This is a genomic window from Prosthecobacter fluviatilis (genome assembly GCF_042655725.1).
Lineage (GTDB): Bacteria > Verrucomicrobiota > Verrucomicrobiia > Verrucomicrobiales > Verrucomicrobiaceae > Prosthecobacter > Prosthecobacter fluviatilis.
The window spans coordinates 438,444-463,427 of record NZ_JBHSMQ010000004.1 but is presented as its reverse complement, the minus strand read 5'-3'; the positions used below and the strand labels follow the sequence as shown (position 1 = coordinate 463,427).

The window sequence follows — 24,984 nt, the reverse complement described above, 5'->3', positions numbered from 1 at the left end:
TAAACCAGAACTTCATCTTTTTCGACGAACGATGGTGGATTCCATGCACGGGCTGCGTTTCGTCGGTTCACCCAACCACCACCCATGCACCGCCTTTCCTCCCTCCTCCTCGCCCTCACTCTCTGCATCGCACCCGTTTCTCAGGCGGAGGATTTGAAAGCCGTCGCCGCCAGTCTGGATGGCTATCGTTTCGAGTTCGCCTGCAAGGACCCCATGCCGGAAAACCCCAAGCCCGGCGCAGACGGCATCTCCGCCCGTGCCACGAACGATCCCGCCACCAACGACAAGTTCACCGACGTGCGCAAGTTCGGCGGCGAGCCCGGCAAGCGCTACAAGGTGACCCTCCGCGTGCGCGGCGTGGTGGAGCCCATGATGTACAAGGACGGCCAGCAGGTGGGCGAATACTTCTACATTGGCGGCGCACCCAACAACGCCACCTACAACATCTACCAGCTCACCGTCTCCTCCCCGGCGCAGCATTTCTTTTTCAACCGCCAGGACAAGGTGGGGCATAAGATCTTCACCATCGACTACACCGCCACCATCGAAGTCGAAGGCGGAGCCACGCTCACCCTCCACGGCAACGGCCAGAACGGCCACATGATCACCAACTTCGCCAAACTCGTCGTCCCCGAAGTCGCCCCTGCCCCGCAGCCCTTCAACGGCCAGTTCATCCAGCTCAATGTGCTGGACGTGGCGGAGGTGAAGTGAGGAGGAGCATTTCGATGCTGTGCCAACAAGACCGCGTGGGATTACAGGGCAGGCTGGAAGCCCGCCAGCCACCGACAGCCGGGACGGCTATCCTCCTCTCCCAAAACCAGCGCTGCTTGCACGCCATGCCCGCTGAAACCGGGCGCATGAGCGGCCAGCGCGAATGTCTCGTGTGAGAACTTCTTCGGCAGTTCGTTTGCACATGTTCGTTTTCTTGCCCTGCCATGACCCGCCTACTCCTGCATCCCCTAGCTTCCTTGTTGCTGACGGCCACCGCCTTGTGCGCAGCCCAGCCGAACATCATCGTCATCATGTCGGATGACATGGGTTTCTCCGACCTCGGCTGCTACGGCGGTGAAATTCAAACGCCGAATCTCGACCGCCTCGCGAAGGATGGCGTGCGGCTCAGCCAGTTCTACAACGCTGGGCGCTGCTGCCCCACGCGCGCCTCGTTGCTGACCGGGCTGTATCCGCATCAGGCAGGCATCGGGCACATGATGGAAGATCGTGGTCACGACGGCTATCGCGGCGATTTGAACAACCGCTGCGTGACCATCGCCGAAGTGCTCAAACCAGCAGGCTATCGCACCTATGCCGTGGGCAAATGGCACGTCACCAAGCACGCGCAGCCGGAAGGCCCCAAGCACAACTGGCCGCTGCATCGCGGGTTTGACCGCTTCTACGGCACCATCACCGGCGCAGGCAGCTTTTACGATCCCGGCACACTGACGCGCGATGACACGATGATCTCGCCCTTCGCCGATCCGGAGTACCAGCCGAAGCAGTACTACTACACCGACGCCATCAGCGACCACGCGATTCGCTTCATCGATGAACATGCCAGCGCGCAGAAGGACAAGCCTTTCTTCATGTACATGGCCTACACCGCCGCCCACTGGCCCATGCACGCGCTGCCGGAAGACGTGGCCAAATACAAAGGCAAGTATGACGCAGGCTACGAATCCATGCGGCAGGCACGCCTGCTGCGCATGCAGCAGATGGGGCTCATTGCCAAGAACGCGGAGCTCTCCCCCACCTTCGGCGACTGGACGCAGGTCAAAGACAAGGAGTGGGAAACGCGCTGCATGGAAACTTATGCCGCGATGATCGACCGCATGGACCAGGGCATCGGCCGCGTGGTGGGCACGCTGGAGAAGAAGGGCCTGCTGCAAAACACGCTCATTCTTTTTCTCCAGGACAACGGCGGCTGCCAGGAACCCATCGGCCGTCAGGCCAAGCCGCCTGCATTCAACGAGAAGACCTTTCCCGTCATCGCGCAGGATGCGATCCGCCTCGATGTCATCCCCAAACAAACCCGCGACGGCCAGCCCGTGAAGCAGGGTCAGGGCATCATGCCGGGCGGACCGAACGACTACATCGCGTATGGTGAAGCCTGGGCCAACGTCTCCAACACACCGCACCGCGAGTACAAACACTACGTGCATGAAGGCGGCATCTCCACACCGCTCATCGCCCACTGGCCCGCCGGGATTCCCGAGGCACGGCATGGCAAGATCGAAGCCCAACCCGGGCATCTCATTGATCTCCTGGCGACCTGCGCCGACGTGGCCGGAGCCAGCTATCCCGCCGAGTTCAACGGCCAGGCCATCCGTCCCAAAGAAGGGATCAGTTTGATTCCCGTCTTCAAGGGCCAGAGTCCAGCCTCCCGCTCCATCTTCTGGGAGCATGAAGGCAACCGCGCTCATCGCGCCGGTCCCTGGAAGCTCGTGGCCAAGGAAAACAAGCCATGGGAGCTCTACAACATCGACCAGGACCGCGCTGAGTTGCATGACCTCGCCGCGGCTGAACCAGAGCGGGTACAATCCATGGCTGCAGCATGGGAGGCATGGGCGGCACACGCGCAAGTGCTGCCCGTTGGCGCTTGGAAAAAGCCGGACGTTGTCAAAAATGCGAAGGGCAAGCAGCCTAAATAAATATGCAGGCCACATTGATTTTGGAATGAAACATGCTCCCGTTCATTACCTATGGACCTTTCCCAAATCACGCTCGATGTCCCCACACTGAAACTGAGTTTGGCGGTCGTAGGAGGCCTGCTTCTTCTCTCGATGGTCCGCATCGTGTTCCTGCTGCGCACCAACGCCCGCCTGCGTGAGAGCACCGCCAAGATGGAGCAGCAGGTGCTCAACCAGCACCAGGCCCTGCTCTCCGTGCGCTCGGACTCCAATGCCTGGCGCGGAGAGCTCCAGCGCATGTTTGATTCCTTCCGTGCGGAGTTTTCCAAGCGGCTGGACGAATCCGAACAGCGCTACCACGACATCCAGAAGCGCGCTGAAATCATCAGCAAACCCTCCAAGCCAGCGCATCTCTCCGCGTCGTCCATGCCCCCGCCGTTTGTGGTCATCAACACGGAGGAGCCCGAGGAAAAGCACGTGCTGCCCGTCCCGGCCCTGAACATCTCCTGATGCCGCGCACGACCGACCAGGCCCACCCCTTGCTGAAAAAACAGGCATGAACCAAGCACTGACGCAGGACCCTCAGACTTTGATCCTCGGACTCGGCATCGCCGCCGGACTTTTCCTCCTTTCACTCTTCCGCATCTACCGCCTCTCCCGCTCAAACGCCCGCCTGGGCGGAGACGCCGGCAAGATGGAAAAGCAGGTCGTGCTTCAGCAGCTGGAAGCCACCTCCATCCATCACGATGCCATGTCATGGAGGGCCAAAACTCAGCGTCAGTTTGACGCCCTCCGCGCAGAATTCTCCCACCGTCTGCTCCAGTCTGACCAAGGCGGTGCCAATGCCCTGAAAGAATGGGACCAGGCGCACCAGAAGGCGCTCTCCCAGGCGCTGGCCAGGATCTCCGATCTCGAGGCCGCACTGGCCGCCAGGCCGGTGGCCCCTCCGCCCGCTCCCTTCGTTCCACCGCCCCCCTCCAGACCTTCCCTGCCAGCCGTTGACAGCGCACGCGTCCAGTCCCTCGAGGCAGAGCTCGCAGCCGCCAAAGCGGAAATCGCCAGCAGCAGGCAGCAAAACGCCGCCCTGCAGCGTGCCCTCCTGCTCGCACGGCGCCGGCCTCAGCCCCCCGTCATGCGCAAAAGCTCTCCGCGGAGTGCGGCGCGAGGCGCCTGAGTGAAGAAATCGTCCGCCTGTCTTTTTCCTCTCGCCAACAGGGAGAGAATGTCTTTATTCTGTGACATAAAGCAGTCCTTCAGACTTCCTTGCCACCCCCACCCCCTTTCGCACCATGACTGACACCCCCACCGCAGAGACAGCCTTTGGCAGCAGTCCGCCTCATGACCCCTTCCAGGCTGCGAAAGCCAGCGCCATGAAAGCCGCCGAGGAACTGCGCGCCGCCGCAGCGCAGAAGGCCACGGAATTCCGCACCGCTGCCGAAGCCCGTGCCCAGCAGCTCCGCACCACTGCCGAGCAGAAGGCCACAGACATCAGGGAAAAGGCCGGTGAATTTGCCGATCACACCTTCAGCGAAGCACGCGTGCGCTATGACGACCTGCGTGCCGAGGCGGAAAAATTCGCCCGTGAAAAGCCGCTGCAGGCGCTGCTTACCGCGTTTGGCATCGGCTTTGTCGTCGGCGCCATTCTGCGCCGCTGATCCACATCGCGCCCCTATTCATGAACCCAGGCACGCCGCCCGCCCCCGAGGAACGCGCCAGCGCAACAGGTTTGCTGCGTGCCTTGGCCCTGTACATCGAGGCACGCGGACGCCTGCTGCACATCGAAGGCCAGGAAGCGGGCAGCCGCCTCTCCAACCTCACCGGCATGTTCATGCTGGCTCTCACCGCCTTCGTCATCGGCTGGATGCTCGCCACCCCGGCCTTGGTGTGGATCATCGCTGAATCCAACGGCTGGCACTGGACGCATGTGGCGCTGGCAGGTGCCGGCATTCACCTCTTTCTCGGCCTGCTCCTGCTCGCCGGGCTGAAAGCTAGGCTGCGCGGAATGCAGCTCTTTGAGGAATCATTCAACCAATTCCGCCGTGATCGCGAATGGCTCGCAAGCAACAAGAACAACTGACCCCCAAGCAGCAGGCCCTGCGTGATCTTGAGGACGCCCGTGCGTCCCTGGCCCACCATGCCGCCCATGCCGTGGAGGAGTGGAGTCCCCGTGCCCTCCTGACCCGCAGCATGCAGAAGCACCGCACCCTCTGGATCGGTGCCGCTGCCGTGGCAGGCCTGGCCGCGCTGAAGGCCCTCTGGCCCTCCTCTGCACGCGGTCTCTCCCATCATCCTGAAGGTTCCCTTAGTGGCGCCCAGAGGAGCGGACTGTTTGCTCTCCTGCTCAGCCCCCTGCTCGGCTTTGCGCGCAAATCCCTGATGAGCTACGGCACCCAGCTCTTTGAAAGTTACCTCCGCCAGAATATTTCTCCGAACGTCCAAGATTCAGACGCAGTCTAGCGTCACCTCCATTTCATGTCTGATCCCAACCAACCCCCACAAGACCTCCTCCCTGTTTTAGGCTCAGTGGACGACTATCTGCGCTTTTGCATGCAGTATGACGCGTCCGACCTCCATCTCGCCACCGGAGCGCAGCCCGTCTGGCGGCGCTATGGCAACCTGCAGCCCATCTGGGACAACGCTGCCATCCTGACTCCTGAAGACGCCCGCCGTCTTGCCTACGGTTTCCTCGGCGAGGCGCAGATCAAGAACCTCGAAGCGCGAGGTGACGTCGATTTTGCCTACTCCCCCGGCTACGGGCGCTTCCGCTCCTCCGTCGTTCAGCAGCGCCTCGGCATCGACATGGTCTTCCGCGTCATCAAGACGCAGATCAAGTCCGTGGACGAGCTCGGCCTCCCGCCCACCGCCAAGACGCTCACCCGTTTCCACAACGGCCTCATCCTCGTCACCGGCCCCGTAGGCTGCGGTAAATCCACCACCCTCGCCGCCTTGGTGGACTCCATCAATGAGGAGCGTGAAGACCACATCATCACCCTGGAAGACCCCATCGAGTACATCATCGAGCCCAAGGGCTGCCACGTGAACCAGCGCGAGGTGCACACCCATACCGCCTCCTTTGCCGCCGCTCTTCGTGGCGCCCTCCGTGAAGACCCGGACGTCATCATGGTCGGTGAAATGCGCGACCTCGAGACGATCTCCCTCGCCATCACGGCTGCTGAAACGGGTCACTTGGTGCTCGGCACCCTCCACACCGGCAGCGCCGCCCGTACCCTGGACCGTGTGCTGGACGTGTTCCCCATCGACCAGCGCGACCAGATCCGCATCATGGTGTCTGAATCCCTGCGCGGCATCCTCTCCCAGCAGCTGGTGCCCAGAATCGACGGCAACGGCCGTGCGATGGCCTTGGAGGTCCTCGTCAACACCCCTGCCGTGGGCAACTGCATCCGCGAAGGCAAAACCTACATGCTGGCCGGCGTCATGCAGACCGGCAAAGGCGTCGGCATGATCACCATGGACGATTCATTGCGCAACCTCTACTCCACCGGGCAGATCAGCCGTGAGGAGTGCGAGTTCCGCGCCGAGGACAAGGTCATGATGAAGAAATTCTTCGAATCCTGAGCCTCCATTCACGCCAACCGACCACTGACCACGTCTCATGCCCATCATTGACCAATATTTTCAGAAGCTCATCGAACTGGGTGGCTCTGACCTTCACCTCAGCCAGAAGCAGCCGCCCAAGGTGCGCGTGCACGGCAGCATCAAGCCCATCTCAGACCAGATCCTGGACGAGCGCCTCATGGAGACCATGATGCGTGAAATCTGCGAGCCCCGCGCCTGGGACCGCTACAAGGAAAAGGGAGACCTCGACTTCGCCTACGAGATGGACGCGGACAACCGCTTCCGCTGCAACTACCTCCGCCAGCAGCACGGCTACGGCGCGGTGTTTCGTATCATTCCCACCAAGATCGCCAGCCTGGAGCAGCTCGGCATCCCGCCCGTGGTCAAGGAGTTTGGCCACATGCGCAGCGGCCTCGTCCTCGTGACCGGCCCGACGGGCTCCGGCAAGTCCACCACCCTTGCGGCCTTGCTCGACTACATCAACACCAACTTCCGCCGCCACATCATCACGATCGAAGAACCGATCGAGTTCGTGCACCGCAACAAGAAGAGCATCATCACCCAGCGTGAGGTGCCCATTCAGACCCCCTCCTTCGCCGACGGCCTGCGCGCCGCCCTGCGTGAAGATGCGGACATCGTGCTCGTGGGCGAAATGCGCGACCTTGAGACCATCTCCCTCGCGCTCACCGCTGCAGAAACCGGCCTGCTCGTCTTCGGCACCCTGCATACGAACAACGCCCGCAAGACCGTTGACCGTATCATCGACGTCTTCCCCTCCGACCAGCAGAGCCAGGTGCGCACCATGCTCGCCGCCTCCCTCAAAGGCGTGGTGGCCCAGCTCCTCATGAAGAAGTCAGACGGCAAGGGCCGCGCCGCCGTGAATGAAATCATGGTGTCCAACCCCGCCGTCGGCGCCATCATCCGTGAAGGTGCCACCCAGAAGCTCTACGACGTCATCATCGGCGGCAAGGCCCAGGGCATGCAGTTCATGGACGAAGCCATCTGGCAGAAGCTCCGCGACGGCTACGTCACGCCGATGGAGGCCTACATGAAAGCCATCGACAAGAACCGCTTCAAAGCCTTCCTCCCACCCGAAGATGCCGGACTTGCCGTCGCCAGCGGTGGCGATGCCAACAAATAGGCAGACACGGATTGTCAGCGAAGCAGTTGAGTCTTGCCGCAGCTTCTGCGGTGAATTAACATCGTTTTAATTCAAGGATGAGCACGGCTTCCGAGGACCCTCCGCCAGACCCGCCGCAGCACGGCACCCGCCGCCCAGGCCCTCTGGCCATCCTGGCCGCCACGGCGGTCGGCGGGGCTATTGCTGCGCGCGTCAGCAAAGCCCCACTGCTCTTCGCAGCAGGAGCTGCCGCCATGGCCCTGCTCAGGCAAAAACGGCCCGCCCCTGCTCCCGCCCCAGCGGCACCACCGCCTCAGCCGCCGCCTGCCCCGCCGGTCGAAATACCCGCTCAAACCCAGGTTGAGCAGTGGCTTTCACGCCAGATCATGCGCGAGGAGCAGACTCCTCTCGTTGATCTCTCCCAGGCGGCCGCCATCACACCGGACGCCCCTGAGGACGACTACCATCCAGGGGCCTTTCTTCTGGAGGATGCAGAAGATCTCTTCCGCCCTCTGCCACCGGGAAAGGATGCCATCGCTGCGCTCGCCGACCCTGTGCCCCTGCTTTTTGAGGAGCCAGAGCCCAGGCCACAGCCAGCCTTGCAAGACTGGGCAGCCCCACCGCCACCGCCCCAGATCCAGGTGCAGGCACCGCCGCCCCCTGCTGTGGCAGATTCGGCATGGACTCTCGGGGTGGACCCCATGCCAAGCTTCAACGAAGCCGCGCCCCACGCCGCCCCGCCGGGCAGCAGTTTGTTCAGCACCCCGGAGCCGCCGCCGGTCCCCTTCAGCACCCAGGCCTACCCGCGCAGCGAGGTTTTCTCCACCGCGCCTGTGCGGCAGGAAGAGCTCGAGCCTCCGCTCTATTTTGCCACAAACGTCTTCCAGGGAGCCACCCTGCCAGATGAAATCCAGGTACAGCCCGCCCTCGCTTCCGAACCCACGCCGCCGTTTGTGCCGCACCCGCCTGTGCGACGTCCGGTGGCTCCGGTATTTTCAGCCCCCTCTGAGCCGCAAGCGCCTGCCTCTCCTGAGATCTTGGTGGAGCTCGCAGCGCATGGCGAGGCCTCTTTCGACCCGCCCTTTGCCGCAGCCCCATCAAACCCCTGGCAGCCGCCGCCAGAATACTCCGCTGCGGCTTCCGCCCCCGCGTCGCCCTATGCACAGATGAGCAGCACCGTGGTCGAAGCCGAGCTCATCCTCCGCCCCCGCGCACCGACTCAGAACGCCGTCGTCGCCAAATCGAAATTGCCCACGCCCGCCGAAGACACGGGTGACGCCCATTTCCCCGCCCCCCTGCAGTCTCAGCACAACCCCAAACCCCGGCCCGCCTGGCGTTCGTGGTGGCGCGACGATTGATGCAGCCTGCACAGTCACCGCTTCTTCCATCCCAGCATCCACACGATCACGCAGACGCCCAGCAGCGAGAGTGCAAACCAGTCGCCGTAGCGTGCGTAGAGCGTCATCTGCCCCGAGCGCGGCACCTTCACCTCTCCGGGCAGTGTGCCTTCGATGAATGAGGAGCCCGTCTCAGGATCGCTGAGCTTTGAGGTGACGCGACCGCAGGTGTCGATGAAGCAGCTCACACCCGTGTTCGTCGCACGCACCATGGGCCGCCTGAGCTCGATGGCGCGGAAGAGAGAATTGATCATGTGCACCTCCGGCTCCTCGCTCTGCAGAAACCAGCCGTCGTTGGTGATGTTCACGATCATCTGCGGTGCCTCGCGCACAAAGCGGCGCGCCAGCCGGCCCACGGTGTCTTCAAAGCAGATCAGCGGGATGATCTGCACCTCCGGCTTTTCCAGCTTCAGCGGCTCGGTTTTCACCCCTGGTGTGAAGGCCCCTTCAAACATGCTCTGAAACAGGGAAAACGGCGGGATGTTCTTCAGCGGCAGGTATTCGCCAAAAGGCACGAGGTGCACCTTGTGGTAATCCTGCCGGTGCTCGATGCTTCCGCGCGCCAGCACGGCGGACACATGCCCGGCATGCTCTCCCTCAAACAGCTCCGTGCCAAACAGCAGGCTGTAGTCTCCTGCACGCAGCATGTCATTGAAGTAGTTCTTGTGGTAGTCCGCCGGCAGAATCGGCCCCTGGTACTCCAGATGAATTGGCAGCGCACTCTCCGGCCAGATGATGAGGTCTGTGGCGGTTTTCCCCTCTTTTGCCGTGCCGTACATGCGCGTGAACTGATCGAGGTGCTGATACACCTGCTCTGCGATCCGGCCCGTCATCGCATCCACCAGCGAGACATTGGGCTGGATCAAAACCGTGCGCACCGTGATCGAGTCCTGCTCCTTCGCGGTGAGCTTCAGCATGCCATAACCCGCCGTGATGAGCATGAGGATCAGGGCCACCGTGAAGTCCAGCCGCGTCTTGCATTTCCCCTCCCCGCGATACGCCAGGATGAGCCGTGTCAGTGTGTTCCAGGCCGTGCAGGCCACAAACACTGGCAGGAATGAGAGTCCGAAGACACCCACAAGATCCGCAGCCTGGATCAGCGGCAGATTGCCATGCATCGCCACACCCAGCCCGTTCCAGCCAAAGCCGGTGAAGACCGTCATGCTCCGCAGCCACTCGCATGCCACCCACGCCGCCGCCGCCAGAAAGGAGCAGGCCAGCGAATGCAGTGTGCTGGGCCACCAAGAGTCCTGCGTCAGCGTGGCAATCCTGGGCCGCGCAAAGCGGTGCGTGAACCACGCCCACACGCCAAAGTAAAGCGCGCAATAGCCGGCGAGGCCGAGCAGCGCCCCCCAGCCCAGCAGCTCCGGCCCCAGCCCCACCCAGGTGTCATCCACAGCGCCACCCATCCTCACCCGTGCGGAATGATGCACCCATTTGAGATTGATGAGGAAAAAAGCCAGGCCCGCCAGATAGCCGCGCCAGAACGGCCGCACTTTGACATGCTCCACGTCCTTCCACGGCCACAGCACCGCCAGCAGCGGAAACAGCCACAGCCACACCGCCAGGTTCGAATTCCAGCCTGGAAAAGCAAACGTCAGAATGATCCCGCTGAGCAGCGGGGAGATGAGCATGAACAGGCGCAGGCGTTTGGAATCAGTCACGGGCCGGGATCATGCCGTCATCACACGAAAAGCCAAACGCACATTCCGTCATTTTATCAGCGTCCGATTCCACCCAAAAGTTGTCCGCACACCGGACTGGCCATGAGGCGTTCTTTCGAGTGACAATCTGCATCACCGACCATGAAAGCCATCCTGCTTGTATTTGCCGCCGCCGTTTTAGCCCATGCCGCGCCCACCGGGCCTGTGCGCGTGCTGTATCTGGACACCGAGGGAAAGGAGCAGGCCGCCGCCGGAAAGCTGCATGAAGCCATGCGCGATCTGGGTCGCGACGCCATCTGGTTTGACTACGCCAAGGAAGACCTGCCCGCCAGTGACTACGACCTGGTGGTGAAACCAGGCAGCGACCTGAGCAAGGATGCGCTCCTTTCCAAACTAAGCCCTGAGCGCAAAGCCAGCTACGAGGCCTTTCTGAAACAGCGCGACCCCGAGGAGCGCAAGAAGCACCCGCAGGTGGCCAACTACGAAAAGCGCCCCGAGCCGCTGACGCTGCAGCTGCCGATGAGCGTGAAGGCAAGCATGGAGCGCACCCAGGTGCCCGCCGACTGCGAGCTGAAGCTCTTTGCCAGCGAGCCGGACATCGCCAAGCCCATCGCCTTCGCGTGGGATGAGCGTGGCCGCTGCTGGGTGGTGGAGACGCGCGACTACCCGCATGGCGTGACGGACAGCGGCGAAGGCCAGGACACCATCAAGATCTGCGAAGACACCGATGGCGATGGCAAAGCCGACAAGTTCACCGTCTTTGCCGACAAGCTCAATCTCCCCACCGGCATCGTCTTCGCACGCGGCGGCATCATCGTCAGCCAGCCGCCGAAGTTCATCTTCCTCAAGGACACCGATGGCGATGACAAGGCCGACGTGCGCGAGACGGTGATCGACTGCTGGGGCATCCGCGACACGCACGCGCAGGCCAGCAATCTGCACTACGGATTCGACAACTGGCTCTACGGCTGCGTGGGCTACAGCGGCATCGAGGGCTACGTGGGCGGCAAGAAGCACCAGTTTGCCATGGGCACCTACCGCTTCAAGGCAGACGGCAGCGCCATCGAGTTCCTGCATCAGTTTACCAACAACGCCTGGGCCCACAGCATGAACGCTGCGGGCGACCAGTTTGGCGGCACGGCCAATGGCGCACCCATCTTCTTCGGCGGGATCCCGGCCACGGCCTACCCTGAAAACACACGCGGCATGACGGCCAAGAAGATCAATGTGGTGGAGATGTGCCACACCATCACGCCCAATTTCCGTCAGGTGGATGTCTTTGGCGGCTACACCGCAGCAGCCGGCAGCAATTTCATCTACAGCGGCAACCTGCCCAGGCGCTTTCAGGGAAAGGCCATGGTGTGCGAACCGACGATGAAGGTGGTGTCCGTCTTTGACGTGCAGCCGGATGGCGCAGGCTGGAAGGCGCTCGACTTCATGAACATCTACGCCAGCAGCGACGAATGGAACAGCCCCGTGCATGCCGAGGTGGGCCCTGATGGCGCGGTGTGGGTGGCCGATTTCCAAAATTTTATCATTCAGCACAATCCCACCCCGAGCTTGGAGCGCGGCGGCTTTGTGGCCACCACCGGCAAGGGCGGAGCTCATGAAAATGACCTGCGCGACCACAGCCGCGGGCGCATCTACCGCATCGTGGCCAAGGGCACGAATCCGAAGGCTGAGAAGCCTGCGCTCACCGCCAGCACGCAATACGCACGCCTGGAGGCCCAGCGCGAGAAAGTGGATAGCGGCGCTGCTGATGCCAGCCTGCAAAAGATCGTGCTGGATGCAGACACCACGGCAGCCATCCACGCGCTGTGGACGCTGCAGGGCCTCGGCCAGCTGGATGAGGCCACGCACAAGGCCGCGCTGCTGAGCAAGGACGCCGGTCTGCGCCGCAATGCCATCCGTGCCCTGGGCAGCGATGCCAAGGCGCAGTCGCTGCTCTTTGGCGCAGGCGTCATCAGCGATCCCGATCTGCACACACGCCTTGCGGCTTTTGTGAAGCTGTCCGACTTCCCCACCACGCCGGAGATCCAGACGCTGGTGAAAAAGCTGGCCTCTGATCCCGTGGTGAAAAACGACGAATGGCTGGCCGAGGCCGCCAAGATGCTGAGCCGCAAGCACCAGGCGCTGAACTACAAGGAAGGACCCAACCTGCTGCCCAACCCCGGCTTTGAAGAAGTGGTGGCCAATGCCAAAACACCCACCGGCTGGAAGCTGCGCAACTACGGCACAAAGCCCGGGAATGCTGGCGCTGAGTGGAGCATCGTGACCGATGAGAAGATGGTGCACAGCGGCAAGAACGGCTTCCGCGTGATCACCCGTGATGAGGCAGACACCAGCTTCTTTGCCGATGTGGCGCTGAAGCCCAACACCGAGTACAAGCTCAGCGCCTGGATCAAGACCCATGGCTTCCGTGGCAAAGCCAGCCTGAATGACCACCTGGGCCGCGCTGAGACGAGCACGATCAAGCGCACGCAGGACTGGACCGAAGTGGAGGTGACCTTCAACAGCAAGACCCGCGACAAGGCGAGCATCAACCTCCTGCACGTGGGCAAAGGCGACACCTACTTTGATGATGTGAAGCTGGTGGAGATGATCCCCGAGGCGGAGGATGATGAGTCCAAGCTCGTCGGCGATGTGAAGCGCGGCGAAAAGATCTTCTGGGAGCATCCCGTGGCTGCCTGCAAAAACTGCCACATGCTCAAAGGCCAGGGCAGCACCGTGGGCCCCGCGCTGGATGGCATCGCCGGAAGAAAGGATGCGGCCTACATTCTGGAAAGCCTCGTGAATCCCAACGCCAAGCTGGCCGAAGGCTACACTGCCACACCGATCAGCCCCATGCCGCCGATGAACCTCATCCTGAAGCCGCAGGAGTTTGCGGATGTGAAGGCCTTCATCATGAGCCTGAAGTAAAACGTGATGAAGCCCACCACATACGTCCTGCTGATGATGCTAACAGTGCTGCCTGCGCAGGAGCCGCCCGGCCAGCCGCGCAAGGCCTGGAGCCCCATCGTGCTGCATGAGGATGACAAGCCCGCCTTCCCTCCGCCCCCGAGCGGCTGGGATGTGCGGCGGCAGGACATCCCGCACGGAAAGGTGACGATGATCGAGTATGACTCGAAGAGCGTGGGCACGCGGCGGCACATGAATGTGTACACCCCGCCGGGATACACGCCGGAGAAAAAGCTGCCCGTGCTCTATCTGCTGCACGGCATCGGCGGCGATGAGACCGAGTGGCAGCGCTTTGCCCAGCCGGAGGTGCTGCTGGACAACCTGATCGCCGACGGAAAAGCGGCGCCCATGATCGTGGTGATGCCCAACGGCCGCGCGCAGAAGGACGACCATCCCAAGGGCGATGTCTTCAAGCACGCGCCCGCGTTTTCGTTCTTTGAGCGCGATCTGCTGGAGGACATCATTCCCACCATCGAAGCACGCTACGCGGTGCTGGCAGACCGCGAGCATCGTGCGCTGGCAGGTCTCTCGATGGGCGGCGGGCAGTCGCTCAATTTTGGCCTGGGACATCCGGAACTCTTCACCTGGGTGGGCGGCTTTTCCTCCGCACCGAACACCCGCAAATCCGAAGACCTGCTGCCCAGCGCAACCGCTGCCAAGCATCTGCACCTGCTCTGGCTCTCCTGCGGCAGCAAGGACGGCCTCATCCACATCAGCCAGGATTTTCACTCATGGCTCAATAGCCATGACGTGCCCCATGTGTGGCACGTGACCGACCACGCCCATGATGCTCCCGAGTGGAAGCAGGCGCTGTATTACTTCCTGCAGCAGCTGAAGTTCGACAGTTCGGGACACTAGGACAGCAGCAGCCTGGCCCATGAAAGTCGCTTCAGACATGTGCGTATGTTTCACTGCCAGCCATGTCCTTCTCATCCTCCGCCTCCCAACGCCGCTGCGCAGGCCCCATGTCGCGCCGCAGCTTTCTCAGCATGGGCACGCTGGGGCTCACGGGCTGGAGCCTGGCTGACACGCTGCGCGCAGAAACAATCGCCAAGGCTGCCGGGAAGAGGCTGAAGGACAAGTCCGTCATCTTTGTGTGGCTGCCGGGCGGCATGTCGCAGCTGGAGAGCTATGACATGAAGCCGAATGCGCCGGTGGAGTATCGTGGTGTGCTCAATCCCATCCGCACCAATGTGCCCGGCACGCACATCTGCGAGCTGTTTCCACGGCAGGCCAAAATCGCGGACAAGTTCAACATCATCCGCAGCGTGCATCACGAGTTCGCGGATCACGGCGGCGGGCACAAGCGCTTCATGACCGGACGCAATCCCGCCCTGCCGGTGGGCTTTGTGAATGATGCGCCCTCCGTGCAGTCCATCATCACACGCAAGCTCCAGCGCGCCGGGCAGGCCATGCCCACCTGCGTGGCGGGCGTGGATCGCGGGCGCAGCGGCATCGATGTCTTCTCCATGGGTGCGGCCTATCTCGGCCCCTCGGCCTCCCCCTTCATGGTGGTGGGAGATCCCAGCGCCAAGGACTTCAAGGTGGAGAACATCGGACTCACACCGGACATGGAGGCGCGCATGGATGACCGCATGCACCTGCTCAAGGGCATGGACAATCTCACGCGTGAGATGGACCGCAGCGGCCTGATGGATGCGATGGACAGCTTCAGCCAGCGCGCCTTTGGCATGCTGACCACACCCGCTGTGCGCGATGCCTTTGATCTGACCAAGGAATCCACTCAAACCCGCGAGCGCTACGGCTACAGCACCTACGGCCAGCGCGGCCTCATGGCACGCAGGCTGGTGGAGGCTGGCTGCCGCTTTGTGACGATGGTGTGGGAAAATCCCTTCTCAACGACCATCCCGAAAAACTGTACCTACAACTGGGACAGCCACGCCGTGAACTGCGACATGTATGCGGATGCACGCTGGCGCATGCCGGTGTATGATCAGGCAGCCTCCGCGCTGATCGAGGACATCCACCAGCGCGGGCTGGACAAGGACGTGCTCGTCATCATCACAGGCGAATTTGGCCGCACGCCCAAAATCAACACGCAGATCGGCACCCAGACGGGCGTCAGCCAGCCGGGCCGCGACCACTGGCCAAATGCGATGTCCTTCATCGTCAGCGGCGGCGGCATGCAGACGGGCCAGGTCATCGGTGCCACGAATCCGCGCGCTGAGTTCCCCATCGAGCGTCCGCTGAGCCCGAACGACCTCTGGGCCACCGTTTACCAGCACCTGGGCATAGATCCGAACGACACCTTTGATGATTTCCAAGGCCGCCCCATGCCCATCCTGCCCTTTGGAGATCCCATCAAGGAACTGCTGCCGCTGGTGGCCTAAATCGGCAGCGCATCCGAAGCAGAGGACTGCAACGTTAGTTTGACCTGAAGGCGAGTCTGGCCTTGATACCTGAACTCCTGGCCACCCGGCCTGAACGCAACCCATACCCACATACCCTCCATGGCACTCTCCGTCGGTTCCAAAGCCCCTGGCTTCACCCTCAAGTCCAAATCCGCCTCCGGCCTCAGCGATGTCTCGCTCCCTGCCGGCAAGAACACCGTCCTGCTTTTCTTCCCCCTCGCTTTCACGGGCGTCTGCACCCAGGAACTCTGCGACATCACCGCAGGCCTCAGCTCCTACAGCGACCTGAACGCCGAAGTCATCGGCATCAGCGTGGACAGCCCCTTCGCGCAGGAAGCCTGGGCCCAGAAGGAAAAGATCGGCATCACTCTGGTCAGCGACCTCAACAAGGAAACCACCAAGGCCTACGACGTGCTCTTCCCGGGCCTTGCCGGCATCGGCGACACCTCCGCCCGCGCCGCCTTCGTCATCGACAAGAACGGCGTCATTCAGTACTCCGAGCAGACCGCCACACCGAAGGACCTGCCAAACTTTGAAGCCGTGAAGGCCAAGCTGGCTGAGCTGGCGTAAGCCACCTGCCGCAGCAGATAATCAGATGCCATGTGATGATGAGTCACATGGCATTTTTGTTGTTGCTGCCGTGGCTTCACTTGCGCACCCTTTCCTCCTATGGCCGCTCTCGCTGATCAATTCACCCTCCCCACACGGGGCAAAGGCACCTATGAGATCACGGAGCGCTGCCAGGAGATTGTGCGCACCAGTGGCATCCGCACCGGCACGGCCACCGTTTTCGTGCAGCACACCAGCGCCAGCCTGGTGATCTATGAAAATGCCGATCCATCCGCACGGACGGACCTGCACAGTTTCTTTGACCATCTGGTGCCGGAAAACACGCCGTACTTCGTGCATACCTATGAAGGCCCGGACGACATGCCCAGCCACCTGCGCATGGCGCTGACGCGGACTTCGGAGGTCATTCCTGTGGTCAACGGCCGCCTGGCTCTGGGCACATGGCAGGGCATCTTCCTCTTTGAGCACCGCCGCGCGCCGCACACGCGGAGCATCGTGGTGAGCGTGGTGGGGGAATAAATGGCCCTCAGGGAAACCTCTCCACAAACCGTGAGACCGCGTGCTCACCTGCCTCCAGCGCGAGACCTTCATCAAGTGTGCTGTCATTGATCACCTGGATGATCTCCTCCAGTGCCGCACGCATTAACTCAAACTCTGCCTGCGCCTCCGCCTCTGAGCTGAAAAAGCGCGTATGGACCATCCACCCATAGATTCCGCACGTGATGCTGCAGGGAGCAATGCTGCCCCCGCGCTCGATGGTGATGCGTGCACCTTCTGAGTGCTCTTCATCCCGAAGGATCATGCCATTCTCAGACCCGGCGTGCCCGATGGTTTTCCCTTCGTCAAAGCTCGACCAGTTCATGGCAATGCCATCAAACGCCGTTCAGCGCCCGCAGATAGTCAAAGGTGTACAGCCCCGTGTTATGCCCGTCGCTAAAGTCAAACTGGATGGCGTAGCCGCCGACCATGCGCCAGTCCTTCACGGTGACGCCGGGAAAGTGCTTCTGATCCGTGCCGCCGATCTTTTTGCCCAGCAGGTCGCGCTCTCCGGTGTTCTCGGCGCTGGGAGAGGCGGCACGTAGCTGCTCCATGGAGATATACTGCTCGGTGCCGTCGTTCCAGACGAGGGCCACTTCGTTGCCAATGAGTTCCAGGCGGGTCGGGGTCATGGGGAAAGTCTAGGGAGAGAAGCCAGAAAAGCAAAAGGGACGCTCGAAAGCGTCCCTTTTGAAGTTTGAAACCGAATCCGTGAAGATTAGCGGGAGTAAAGTTCGACGACGAGCTGCTCGTTGGCGATCGGGTTGATCTCCTCGCGCACTGGGACGCGATTGACCACACCGCTCATCTTGTCACGATCCACAGTCATCCAGTCGGAAGCAGGGGTGCCCTGGGTCATTTCCAGGAAACGACCGACGAGCTGCTGGCTGCGCTGGCTGCTGGCACGGGCGGCGACGACGTCACCGGGCTTGACCTGATAGCTGGCGATGTTCACCACCTTGCCGTTCACCGTGATGTGACGATGGCTGACAAGCTGACGGGAGGCAAAACGGGTGTTGGCAAAGCCCATGCGGTACACCACGTTGTCGAGGCGCAGCTCAAGCATCTGCAGAAGGTTCTCACCGGTCACGCCCTTGCGGCGCTGAGCTTCGGCAAAGAAGCGGCGGAACTGCTTTTCCATCAGGCCATACTGAAAGCGCAGCTTCTGCTTTTCAGCGAGGGCGGTGCCGTATTCAGAAGTCTTGCGGCGGGTGTTGCGAGCACCGTGCTGTCCTGGCGGGAAGTTACGGGTTTCGAGAGATTTGGAAGGACCGAAAAGAGCAATGCCGAAACGGCGGTTGATTTTTTCGCGAGGACCTGTGTAGCGTGCCATAGTGAGTAGAAGAAAGGAGCTGGGAGATTAGACGCGACGAGCTTTCGGCGGACGGCAGCCGTTGTGCGGGATGGGGGTGACATCCTTGATGGTGGTCACTTCGACACCGAGGGCCTGCACGGCACGCACGGCGGACTCACGGCCGGAGCCTGGACCACGAAGGCGGACTTCCACTTCACGAAGACCATGTCCCATGGCCTGACGGCAGGCGTCCTGTGCCACGACCTGGGCGGCATATGCGGTGCCTTTACGGGAACCACGGAAGCCCATCTTGCCAGCAGTGGACCAGCCGATCACACCACCCACGCGATCCGTGATCGTGACGATGGTGTTGTTGAAGGTGGCATAGACGTGCACAATGCCCTGGGAGATGTTCTTGGAGCCCTTGGCCTTGACGACTTTCTGCTGCTCGGCGCTTTCGCCACCGATTTCGAGCCAGACGCTCTGGGAAACCTGCTTGTCACCGCTGGTGGATGCGCGCTGGTCTGCGGGTGCGGCAGGAGCAGCTGGGGTTGCAGGTGCGGCAGGAGCAGGAGCTGCTGCGGCAGGTGCGGCGGGGGTCGTTTCGTCAGCCATGGTAGGTAAAAAGTGGGACTTTGCTTGAATTCAGATTACTTCGCCTTCTGGGCACCCACAGTCTTACGTGGACCTTTGCGAGTACGAGCATTGGTGTGAGTGCGCTGGCCGCGCACTGGCAGGCCGCGACGATGACGGTGTGCACGGTAGCAGTTGATGCCCAGGATGCGCTTCATGTGCATCTGCAGCTCACGACGAAGGTCGCCTTCGATCGGAATCTTCATCGCCTGAACGGTCTGAGTGATGGCAGCGATCTGCTCATCGGTCAGCTCACCAGCACGGATGTTCGGGTCAATGTTGGTGGCGGCAAGAATCTTGCGGCTGACGGGAAGACCAATGCCGTAGATGTACGGCAGTGAGTATTCGATTTTCTTTTCGTTCGGGATTTCGACTCCAAGCAGGCGGGCCATAATTCAGTGTATTAGGATTTAGTGAAAGGATTAACCCTGACGCTGTTTGTGGCGTGGATTTTTGCAGACAACACGGACAACACCTTTGCGGCGGATAACACGGCAAAGTTCGCAGAGAGGTTTAACGGAGGTACGGACGCGCATACAGGAGTAGGGAAAAAAGGTGAGCCTGGGGGGAACTCAAAACCCCGCTTTTGGAGCAGGGGGCAGGATGTCTAACACAGACGAAAAGAGGCGCAAGCTGGAATTTGATGAGTTATTCACATTTGTGGAGAGCAGTTGCCCCCGCCTCGATGAAAGGCATCATGCACGCCCGATGAAAAACGTTCTCTGCTTTGGCGATTCCAACACCTGGGGCTTCGTCCCCGAAAGCATCTCCCTCCCCTCCCCCGAACGCCACCCGCACGACGTACGCTGGACGGGCATTCTGGCCCGCGAACTCGGCTCGCGCTTCCGCGTCATAGAGGAAGGCCAGAACGGGCGCACCACGGTGCATGATGACCCCTTTGCCCTGGCGCGCAATGGCAGGGCCGTCCTGCCAGCCATCCTGGAATCCCACAAACCGCTGGATCTGGTGGTCATGATGCTCGGCACGAATGACCTCAAAGCCGTGTATGGCGTCTCCCCCGGAGAGATCGCCACCGGAGTCAAAATGCTGGCTCAGATGATCCTGGGCAGCGATGCGGGCCTCGGCCACAAAGCCCCAAAACTCCTGCTGCTCTGCCCGCCGGCCATCGGCGATCAGATGCACCTGCCAGACGTGGCCGCCAAATTTCCCAACGGCCAGAAAGACAGCCGCAGGCTGCCCAAATATTATGAGTCAGTCGCCAGCGCGCTCGGCTGCGCATTCCTCAACACCCAGACACTGGTCGAACCCGGCAGCGACGGCATTCATTTAGACGCTGCTGCACATGGACGGCTGGGCAAAGCCGTGGCAGCTCTCGTCAAATCCATCCTCCCCCCTGACGCATGACATTGATCGAATCCTTTTACCCCGTGCTGAAACCCTGGCTCTTCCGCCTGGATGCGGAGCGCGCCCACACACTCACGGTAAAGATGATGATCATTGCCCACCGCCTGGGCATGCTGAAGTCTGTGGTCCCAGGCACCCCTCGGCCGCGCAGCGTGATGGGCCTCACCTTCCCCAATGTGCTCGGGCTCGCCGCAGGCATGGACAAGTCCGCCAGCGCCGTGGAGGCCTGGGGAGCGCTTGGTTTTGGCTCGGTCGAAGTAGGCACCCTCACACCACGCCCGCAGCCAGGCAATCCAAAGCCCCGCCTCTTCCGCCTGCCCGAGCACGAAGCCTTGATCAACCGCATGGGCTTTAACAATCCCGGCATTCAGTCTGCCGTGCAAAAGCTCAAAAACCGGCGCACCAAGGCCGTCGTCGGAGTCAACATCGGCAAGAACTTTGACACCCCCAACGAAGATGCGGTGAAAGACTACCTCATCTGCCTGAAAGCCGCCTACCCCGTGGCAGACTACATCGCGGTAAACATCTCTTCTCCCAACACCAAAGGCCTGCGCGATCTTCAGGCGGAGGATGCGGTCCGGGATCTGATCTCTCAGCTCAAGAAAGAGCAGGCCGCGATGAAGCAGGAGCATGGCAGGCAGGTGCCGTTTCTCGTGAAGATCGCCCCGGATCTCACTGACATGCAGATCGAGGCGCTCGCACGCGTCTTCAATGAGCAAAGCATCGACGGCGTCATCGCCACAAACACCACCATCGATCGCACCGCCATCACAGGCCATCGCCTGCAGAGCGAAGCAGGCGGCCTCAGCGGCGCCCCCGTGCGCGAGCGCTCCACCCTCGTGCTGCAGGCCTTCCACAGTCTGCTGAAGGAGCAGATTCCCCTCATCGGCGTAGGCGGCATTCTTTGCGGGGCAGATGCAGCTGAAAAATTGAAGGCAGGCGCCGCCCTCGCACAGGTGTACAGCGGGCTGGTGTATCGTGGCCCCGCACTGGTGCGGGAGGTTCTGGAGACCGTTCAATGAACAAACCAGCGTACGGAGGCGCAGCATCTTGACCTTCCCTGTCCGTTCTGCCAGATTTACCCCATGGAAAATCTTCCCAAAATCCACGATAAACAACCCGTCGCTGTTGAACTCCCTGCAGGAGACCACTGGTGGTGCGCCTGCGGCCTGAGCGGCCACCAGCCCAAATGTGACGGCAGTCACAAAGGCACGGGATTCGGCCCGAAGAAGTTCACCCTGCCCGAGGCAAAGAAGGTCTGGCTGTGCAACTGCAAGCACACCAAAAACCCTCCTTTCTGCGATGGCAGCCACAAGGCTCTCTGAGTCGTAGATTCCAGTCATCTAATATCAGCGCAACGCGCCGTGATGGGAATAACCCGCACGGCGCGTTCTCCTACCTGCCAACAACTCCCCAACCATGAACCGAAGCTGTTTCCTGACTCTTGCCGCCTTGCTGCTCGCCGCCGTCGCATCCCATGCGCAAACTTTTGGCCTGGGTGAAGTTGCCGCGCCGAAGGAGCAGCGCGTCACCGCAGACGTGGTCGCCGCCGTGTCTGCCGCAGCGCCCGGACAGCCGTTTCAGGCCGCCGTCAAACTGGTGCACGCCAAGGACTGCCACACCTACGGCAAGATTCTGCCCCCCGGCGTCGTGGGCAAGCCCACCAAACTGACCTGGACGCTCCCGGAAGGCTGGCAGATCGAGGAACTCCCCTGGCCTGCCACGCATGATGTCCCCTCCACCGGCGGAGAGCTCAGCAACGGCTATGATGGCACCGTGTACCTCCCGGTGAAGATCACCCCGCCCGCCAGCGCCGCCGTGGGTGGCAGCGCCGAGCTGAAAGTGAAGGTGAACGCCCTCGTGTGCGATCCGAAAAGCTGCCTGCCCTTTGTCAAAGAAGTCTCGCTCACTCTGAATGTGGCCGCTGCACCGGTGGTCAATGAAGCGAATGCCGCTGCTCTGGGCAGCACGCCCGCCGCTGAAAAAAAAAGCGCTGAGAACACCGCCGTAGCGCCTGCTGCGAGTGATACAAAGCCCGCTGCAACCAAGGTCGTGGAACCGGCCGCCACCAGCGCAGCCGCACCAGCAACCGCACCTAAAATCCCTCTGACCTTTGCGGAGTTGCTCCTCTACGCCTTCATCGGCGGCTTGATCCTCAACATCATGCCCTGCGTGTTTCCGGTGCTCGGCATCAAGGTCACCAGCGTAGTGCAGCAGGCGGGTGAAGACCGCCGCAAGGTGGTGCTGCATGGCCTGATGTACACTGTGGGAGTGCTGCTCTCGTTCTGGGTGCTGGGCGGATTCGCCATCGCGTTGAACAAGGGCTGGGGTTCACAGCTTCAATCACCGGCTTTCAATTTTTTCCTTGCCGCCTTCTTCCTCATCTTTGCCTTGAACATGGCTGGCTTGTTTGAGATCGGCACCTCGGCCATCGGTGTTGGCTCCGGATTGCAGTCCAAAGGTGGCCTCGGCGGCTCCTTCTTTTCTGGCTTGCTTGCCACCGTGGTCGCCACCCCCTGCTCCGCTCCGTTTCTGGGCACCGCCCTGGGAGCCACGCTCGCGATGCCTGCCTCGCAATCGATGCTGATCTTCACACTCATCGGCCTCGGACTCGCCAGTCCCTTTTTGCTGCTCTCCCTTTTCCCCGGCCTCATCTCGGCCCTGCCACGCCCCGGCGCATGGATGGAAAGCTTCAAGCAGGGCATGTCCTTCCTGCTCTTTGGCACCGTGGGCTTCATGATTTATGTGCTGACGAATCAGATCGAAGGCCTGCCCGTGCTGTTCGCCATCCTGAGCCTCGTGCTCATCGCCCTCGGCTGCTGGATCTACGGCCGCTGGGCCCTGCCCCACAAGCCTGCACGCACGCAGAACATCGCCCGACTGCTCACCTTCCTCGCCATTGCAGGCGGCCTGTGGTTCGGCTTGCCCAATGCCTCGGCCAAACGCTCGCATGCCGAAGAAGCCGTGAATCTCAATGACCCCGATGCACTCCACTGGGAAACGTGGTCGCCCGAAAAAGTGGCTGCGCTACGTGCCGCCAAGCAGCCCGTCTACATCGATTTCACCGCCTCCTGGTGCTGGACCTGCCAGGTGAACAAACGCGTCTACTCAGACACCGGCCTGCGCGCGCTCTTCAAGCAGCACAAAGTCGCCACCCTGAAAGCCGACTGGTCGGATGAAAACGAAACCATCCGCCTCGCCCTCGAAGCCCTCGGCAAACGCGCCGTGCCGGTGAATGTGCTCTACATTCCGGGTGTGGAAGAGCCTTTCATTTTGGATGAACTGCTCACCGTGGGGAATGTGACGGCGGCACTGAAGAAGCTGGGGGAGTGAGATACTGGCGAACACCATGCATTACGTTAGTTCACCTCAGGTCCGTTGGCCGAATGAAATATTCGAAACGCACCCGATTCCTGTCAGCTCCAGAAAGTTTTTGATATCGGTTGGACTGCCTGAGGTATTCGAGTGGCCGAAGTTTGAATTTGGCGTTTACGATTCCGACCTTCCCGACCTTGTCATTGGCGAAGCCGAAAATCAGCCAATCTTGATCGACGTAACAACTGGCATTGTGTGGCTCGAAATCAATCAGCCAGCCCAACGCTTATTCTTCAACAGTTCAGCAGAACTGCTCTCGCGCTTCTTTTACCTTGTTCACGAGTTTCAACAGACACCTGATGACGACTCATCGCAACAACGTGCATTCGCCCACATGCGCTCCGAGATGCTGGAGCTTGACCCTAAAGCAATAACCACAACCGAGACCTGCATTTGGACTCGCTGGCTTGATGAATGGGAGATGAACCTTCCAACCGTATGATCTGCAAAAGCCGTCGGTCTTGCCCGTTAAGCGATGAAAATGCCCCAGATGGTGTTCAGGTCCCTCTATGAGTTCCGCGTCACTCAATCTCGTCGTTCTTCGCTCCGCTGATCTGGAACGCGCCCGAGGTTTCTATGAATGCCTGGGCCTGCAGTTCACCCGGCACCGGCATGGGTGCGGACCTGAGCATCTGGCCGCAGAACTTGGCGACTGTGTTTTTGAAATCTACCCCCTGTCTTCAAACGGGGCTTCGACACTCGGCACCCGCATCGGCTTCCGGGTTCAATCGCTCGATGCCTTGATCACAGCCCTCTGCGACTTCCCAGATGCCATCGTCACCCCGCCGCAGGATTCCCCCTGGGGACGTCGTGCGGTTATAGTGGATCCGGATGGGCATCGTATTGAGCTTGTACAGACATAATGAATTGACTTCCCTGAAACGCCGATCTTTTCATCACTTGCTCTGCTAGCGAGTGATACTAAAGTGGTACTCCTTGGGAACGGAACTTGTCACGCCCCTGAAGTGCAAGGCCACGAAGATCATAGCGGAGCTCGATCCCGGCCAAGATCCGGCACTCATCATCCAGCATGGCAAACCGGCAGCGTATCTGATGGCCGTTGAGACATTGGACACACTTACCCGGCGGCTTGATCTTCTGGAAGGCATTGCGCGCGGCGAGCGTGCCATTGAAGAGGGTCGGATTGTTTCCCACGCCGAAGCCAGGGAACGCATGTCGCGATGGCTCAAATAATCTGGACCGAACCGGCTCGCAGCGACCTCAATGCCATTGCCGGTTACATCGCATGGATGACCGCTGGCGACACGCAATCTGCGTTCGGAAAGTTTTCGAGCATGTCGAACAACTTGAAAAGCATCCTGACAGCGGTTCACGCCTTCCGGAGATGCGCCGACCTCGCTACCGCCAGATTGTCGAAGCTCCATGCCGTGTTTTTTATCGCCACGATGGAGACAAGGTTTTCATCCTGCACGTCATGCGTGGAGAGATGCTCTTCCGCAAGGCAAGGCTGATCAAACGCGACAAAGGGAATTGATCCA

General features: G+C 61.2%; 29 protein-coding genes and 1 pseudogene. 23 read left to right on the top strand and 7 right to left on the bottom strand.

Features of this window, described 5'->3' with window-relative positions; all coding sequences use genetic code 11:
• Nucleotides 1–84 precede the first annotated feature (84 nt).
• The 10 genes from ACFQDI_RS13415 (at nt 85) to ACFQDI_RS13370 (ending at nt 8,678) form a co-directional block, all read left to right on the top strand.
• Entirely contained in the window at nt 85–711 is a 627-nt protein-coding gene (locus ACFQDI_RS13415; RefSeq protein ID WP_377167351.1) for a hypothetical protein, read from the top strand.
• A 224-nt stretch (nt 712–935) separates the two neighbouring features.
• Entirely contained in the window at nt 936–2,645 is a 1,710-nt protein-coding gene (locus tag ACFQDI_RS13410) for an arylsulfatase (RefSeq protein ID WP_377167348.1), read from the top strand.
• A 51-nt stretch (nt 2,646–2,696) separates the two neighbouring features.
• Nucleotides 2,697–3,134 (top strand): hypothetical protein, encoded by a 438-nt coding sequence (locus ACFQDI_RS13405; protein ID WP_377167345.1) that lies wholly within the window; start codon nt 2,697–2,699, stop codon nt 3,132–3,134.
• 46 nt (nt 3,135–3,180) lie between these two features.
• Nucleotides 3,181–3,798 carry a hypothetical protein gene (locus tag ACFQDI_RS13400; RefSeq protein ID WP_377167342.1) on the top strand — a complete coding sequence of 206 codons (618 nt, stop codon included), beginning with the start codon at nt 3,181–3,183 and terminating at the stop codon, nt 3,796–3,798.
• Nucleotides 3,799–3,913: 115 nt separating this feature from the next.
• Complete coding sequence (locus ACFQDI_RS13395) at nt 3,914–4,279, top strand: ElaB/YgaM/YqjD family protein (protein WP_377167339.1); 366 nt, start codon at nt 3,914–3,916, stop codon at nt 4,277–4,279.
• 20 nt (nt 4,280–4,299) lie between these two features.
• Nucleotides 4,300–4,701, top strand: a complete 402-nt coding sequence (locus ACFQDI_RS13390) for a phage holin family protein (RefSeq protein WP_377167337.1) — start codon at nt 4,300–4,302, stop codon at nt 4,699–4,701.
• Nucleotides 4,674–5,081 (top strand): hypothetical protein, encoded by a 408-nt coding sequence (locus tag ACFQDI_RS13385; protein WP_377167335.1) that lies wholly within the window; start codon nt 4,674–4,676, stop codon nt 5,079–5,081. The genes ACFQDI_RS13390 and ACFQDI_RS13385 overlap by 28 nt, the downstream gene beginning before the upstream one ends.
• Nucleotides 5,082–5,096: 15 nt before the next feature.
• Entirely contained in the window at nt 5,097–6,200 is a 1,104-nt protein-coding gene (locus ACFQDI_RS13380; RefSeq protein ID WP_377167333.1) for a type IV pilus twitching motility protein PilT, read from the top strand.
• 37 nt (nt 6,201–6,237) lie between these two features.
• Nucleotides 6,238–7,341 carry a type IV pilus twitching motility protein PilT gene (locus ACFQDI_RS13375; RefSeq protein ID WP_377167331.1) on the top strand — a complete coding sequence of 368 codons (1,104 nt, stop codon included), beginning with the start codon at nt 6,238–6,240 and terminating at the stop codon, nt 7,339–7,341.
• Between the two features lie 77 nt (nt 7,342–7,418).
• Nucleotides 7,419–8,678, top strand: coding sequence for a hypothetical protein (locus tag ACFQDI_RS13370; RefSeq protein ID WP_377167329.1), 1,260 nt, complete (start codon nt 7,419–7,421; stop codon nt 8,676–8,678).
• Nucleotides 8,679–8,692: 14 nt separating this feature from the next.
• Here ACFQDI_RS13370 and lnt read toward each other — a convergent pair whose 3' ends face one another.
• Nucleotides 8,693–10,381: an apolipoprotein N-acyltransferase gene (gene lnt, locus ACFQDI_RS13365; RefSeq protein WP_377167327.1), complete on the bottom strand. Its 1,689-nt coding sequence runs from the start codon at nt 10,379–10,381 to the stop codon at nt 8,693–8,695.
• A gap of 141 nt (nt 10,382–10,522) precedes the next feature.
• Between lnt and ACFQDI_RS13360 the strand changes: the two genes are divergently transcribed.
• The 5 genes from ACFQDI_RS13360 to ACFQDI_RS13340 all read left to right on the top strand — a co-directional run bounded on the left by ACFQDI_RS13360 (nt 10,523) and on the right by ACFQDI_RS13340 (nt 16,800).
• On the top strand, nt 10,523–13,300 hold the full coding sequence (locus ACFQDI_RS13360; protein ID WP_377167325.1) for a PVC-type heme-binding CxxCH protein: 2,778 nt from the start codon (nt 10,523–10,525) through the stop codon (nt 13,298–13,300).
• A 6-nt stretch (nt 13,301–13,306) separates the two neighbouring features.
• Nucleotides 13,307–14,197, top strand: coding sequence for an alpha/beta hydrolase (locus tag ACFQDI_RS13355; RefSeq protein ID WP_377167323.1), 891 nt, complete (start codon nt 13,307–13,309; stop codon nt 14,195–14,197).
• Between the two features lie 62 nt (nt 14,198–14,259).
• A complete protein-coding gene (locus ACFQDI_RS13350) occupies nt 14,260–15,690 on the top strand; it encodes a DUF1501 domain-containing protein (RefSeq protein ID WP_377167321.1) in 1,431 nt (476 codons plus the stop codon).
• 120 nt (nt 15,691–15,810) lie between these two features.
• On the top strand, nt 15,811–16,281 hold the full coding sequence (locus tag ACFQDI_RS13345; protein ID WP_377167319.1) for a redoxin domain-containing protein: 471 nt from the start codon (nt 15,811–15,813) through the stop codon (nt 16,279–16,281).
• Between the two features lie 99 nt (nt 16,282–16,380).
• Nucleotides 16,381–16,800, top strand: coding sequence for a secondary thiamine-phosphate synthase enzyme YjbQ (locus tag ACFQDI_RS13340; protein ID WP_377167317.1), 420 nt, complete (start codon nt 16,381–16,383; stop codon nt 16,798–16,800).
• Between the two features lie 7 nt (nt 16,801–16,807).
• On the opposite strand, the gene ACFQDI_RS13335 is transcribed toward ACFQDI_RS13340, so the two are convergent.
• The 6 genes from ACFQDI_RS13335 to rpmJ form a co-directional block, all read right to left on the bottom strand.
• Nucleotides 16,808–17,143 carry a hypothetical protein gene (locus ACFQDI_RS13335; RefSeq protein ID WP_377167315.1) on the bottom strand — a complete coding sequence of 112 codons (336 nt, stop codon included), beginning with the start codon at nt 17,141–17,143 and terminating at the stop codon, nt 16,808–16,810.
• A 10-nt stretch (nt 17,144–17,153) separates the two neighbouring features.
• Nucleotides 17,154–17,450, bottom strand: coding sequence for a gamma-butyrobetaine hydroxylase-like domain-containing protein (locus ACFQDI_RS13330; protein WP_377167313.1), 297 nt, complete (start codon nt 17,448–17,450; stop codon nt 17,154–17,156).
• A gap of 86 nt (nt 17,451–17,536) precedes the next feature.
• Nucleotides 17,537–18,151, bottom strand: a complete 615-nt coding sequence (gene rpsD / locus ACFQDI_RS13325) for a 30S ribosomal protein S4 (RefSeq protein ID WP_377167311.1) — start codon at nt 18,149–18,151, stop codon at nt 17,537–17,539.
• A 27-nt stretch (nt 18,152–18,178) separates the two neighbouring features.
• Nucleotides 18,179–18,727 carry a 30S ribosomal protein S11 gene (rpsK, locus tag ACFQDI_RS13320; protein WP_377167309.1) on the bottom strand — a complete coding sequence of 183 codons (549 nt, stop codon included), beginning with the start codon at nt 18,725–18,727 and terminating at the stop codon, nt 18,179–18,181.
• Between the two features lie 35 nt (nt 18,728–18,762).
• Nucleotides 18,763–19,137, bottom strand: coding sequence for a 30S ribosomal protein S13 (rpsM, locus tag ACFQDI_RS13315; RefSeq protein WP_377167307.1), 375 nt, complete (start codon nt 19,135–19,137; stop codon nt 18,763–18,765).
• Nucleotides 19,138–19,167: 30 nt separating this feature from the next.
• Nucleotides 19,168–19,281, bottom strand: a complete 114-nt coding sequence (rpmJ, locus tag ACFQDI_RS13310) for a 50S ribosomal protein L36 (RefSeq protein ID WP_133796336.1) — start codon at nt 19,279–19,281, stop codon at nt 19,168–19,170.
• A 172-nt stretch (nt 19,282–19,453) separates the two neighbouring features.
• On the opposite strand from rpmJ, the gene ACFQDI_RS13305 reads away from it, so the two are divergent.
• The 8 genes and pseudogenes from ACFQDI_RS13305 (at nt 19,454) to ACFQDI_RS13270 (ending at nt 24,980) form a co-directional block, all read left to right on the top strand.
• On the top strand, nt 19,454–20,110 hold the full coding sequence (locus ACFQDI_RS13305; RefSeq protein ID WP_377167305.1) for an SGNH/GDSL hydrolase family protein: 657 nt from the start codon (nt 19,454–19,456) through the stop codon (nt 20,108–20,110).
• Nucleotides 20,107–21,132 (top strand): quinone-dependent dihydroorotate dehydrogenase, encoded by a 1,026-nt coding sequence (locus ACFQDI_RS13300; RefSeq protein WP_377167303.1) that lies wholly within the window; start codon nt 20,107–20,109, stop codon nt 21,130–21,132. Before ACFQDI_RS13305 ends, ACFQDI_RS13300 begins: the two co-directional genes overlap by 4 nt.
• A gap of 63 nt (nt 21,133–21,195) precedes the next feature.
• On the top strand, nt 21,196–21,435 hold the full coding sequence (locus ACFQDI_RS13295) for a CDGSH iron-sulfur domain-containing protein (protein WP_377167301.1): 240 nt from the start codon (nt 21,196–21,198) through the stop codon (nt 21,433–21,435).
• Nucleotides 21,436–21,529: 94 nt separating this feature from the next.
• Nucleotides 21,530–23,443: a protein-disulfide reductase DsbD family protein gene (locus ACFQDI_RS13290; protein ID WP_377167299.1), complete on the top strand. Its 1,914-nt coding sequence runs from the start codon at nt 21,530–21,532 to the stop codon at nt 23,441–23,443.
• A gap of 16 nt (nt 23,444–23,459) precedes the next feature.
• Nucleotides 23,460–23,927, top strand: a complete 468-nt coding sequence (locus ACFQDI_RS13285; RefSeq protein ID WP_377167297.1) for an SUKH-4 family immunity protein — start codon at nt 23,460–23,462, stop codon at nt 23,925–23,927.
• A 67-nt stretch (nt 23,928–23,994) separates the two neighbouring features.
• Nucleotides 23,995–24,348 (top strand): VOC family protein, encoded by a 354-nt coding sequence (locus ACFQDI_RS13280; protein WP_377167295.1) that lies wholly within the window; start codon nt 23,995–23,997, stop codon nt 24,346–24,348.
• A gap of 73 nt (nt 24,349–24,421) precedes the next feature.
• Nucleotides 24,422–24,679 carry a type II toxin-antitoxin system Phd/YefM family antitoxin gene (locus tag ACFQDI_RS13275; protein WP_377167293.1) on the top strand — a complete coding sequence of 86 codons (258 nt, stop codon included), beginning with the start codon at nt 24,422–24,424 and terminating at the stop codon, nt 24,677–24,679.
• Nucleotides 24,667–24,980 (top strand): annotated as a pseudogene (locus ACFQDI_RS13270) (type II toxin-antitoxin system RelE/ParE family toxin). The gene ACFQDI_RS13275 and the pseudogene ACFQDI_RS13270 overlap by 13 nt, the downstream one beginning before the upstream one ends.
• Nucleotides 24,981–24,984 lie beyond the last annotated feature (4 nt).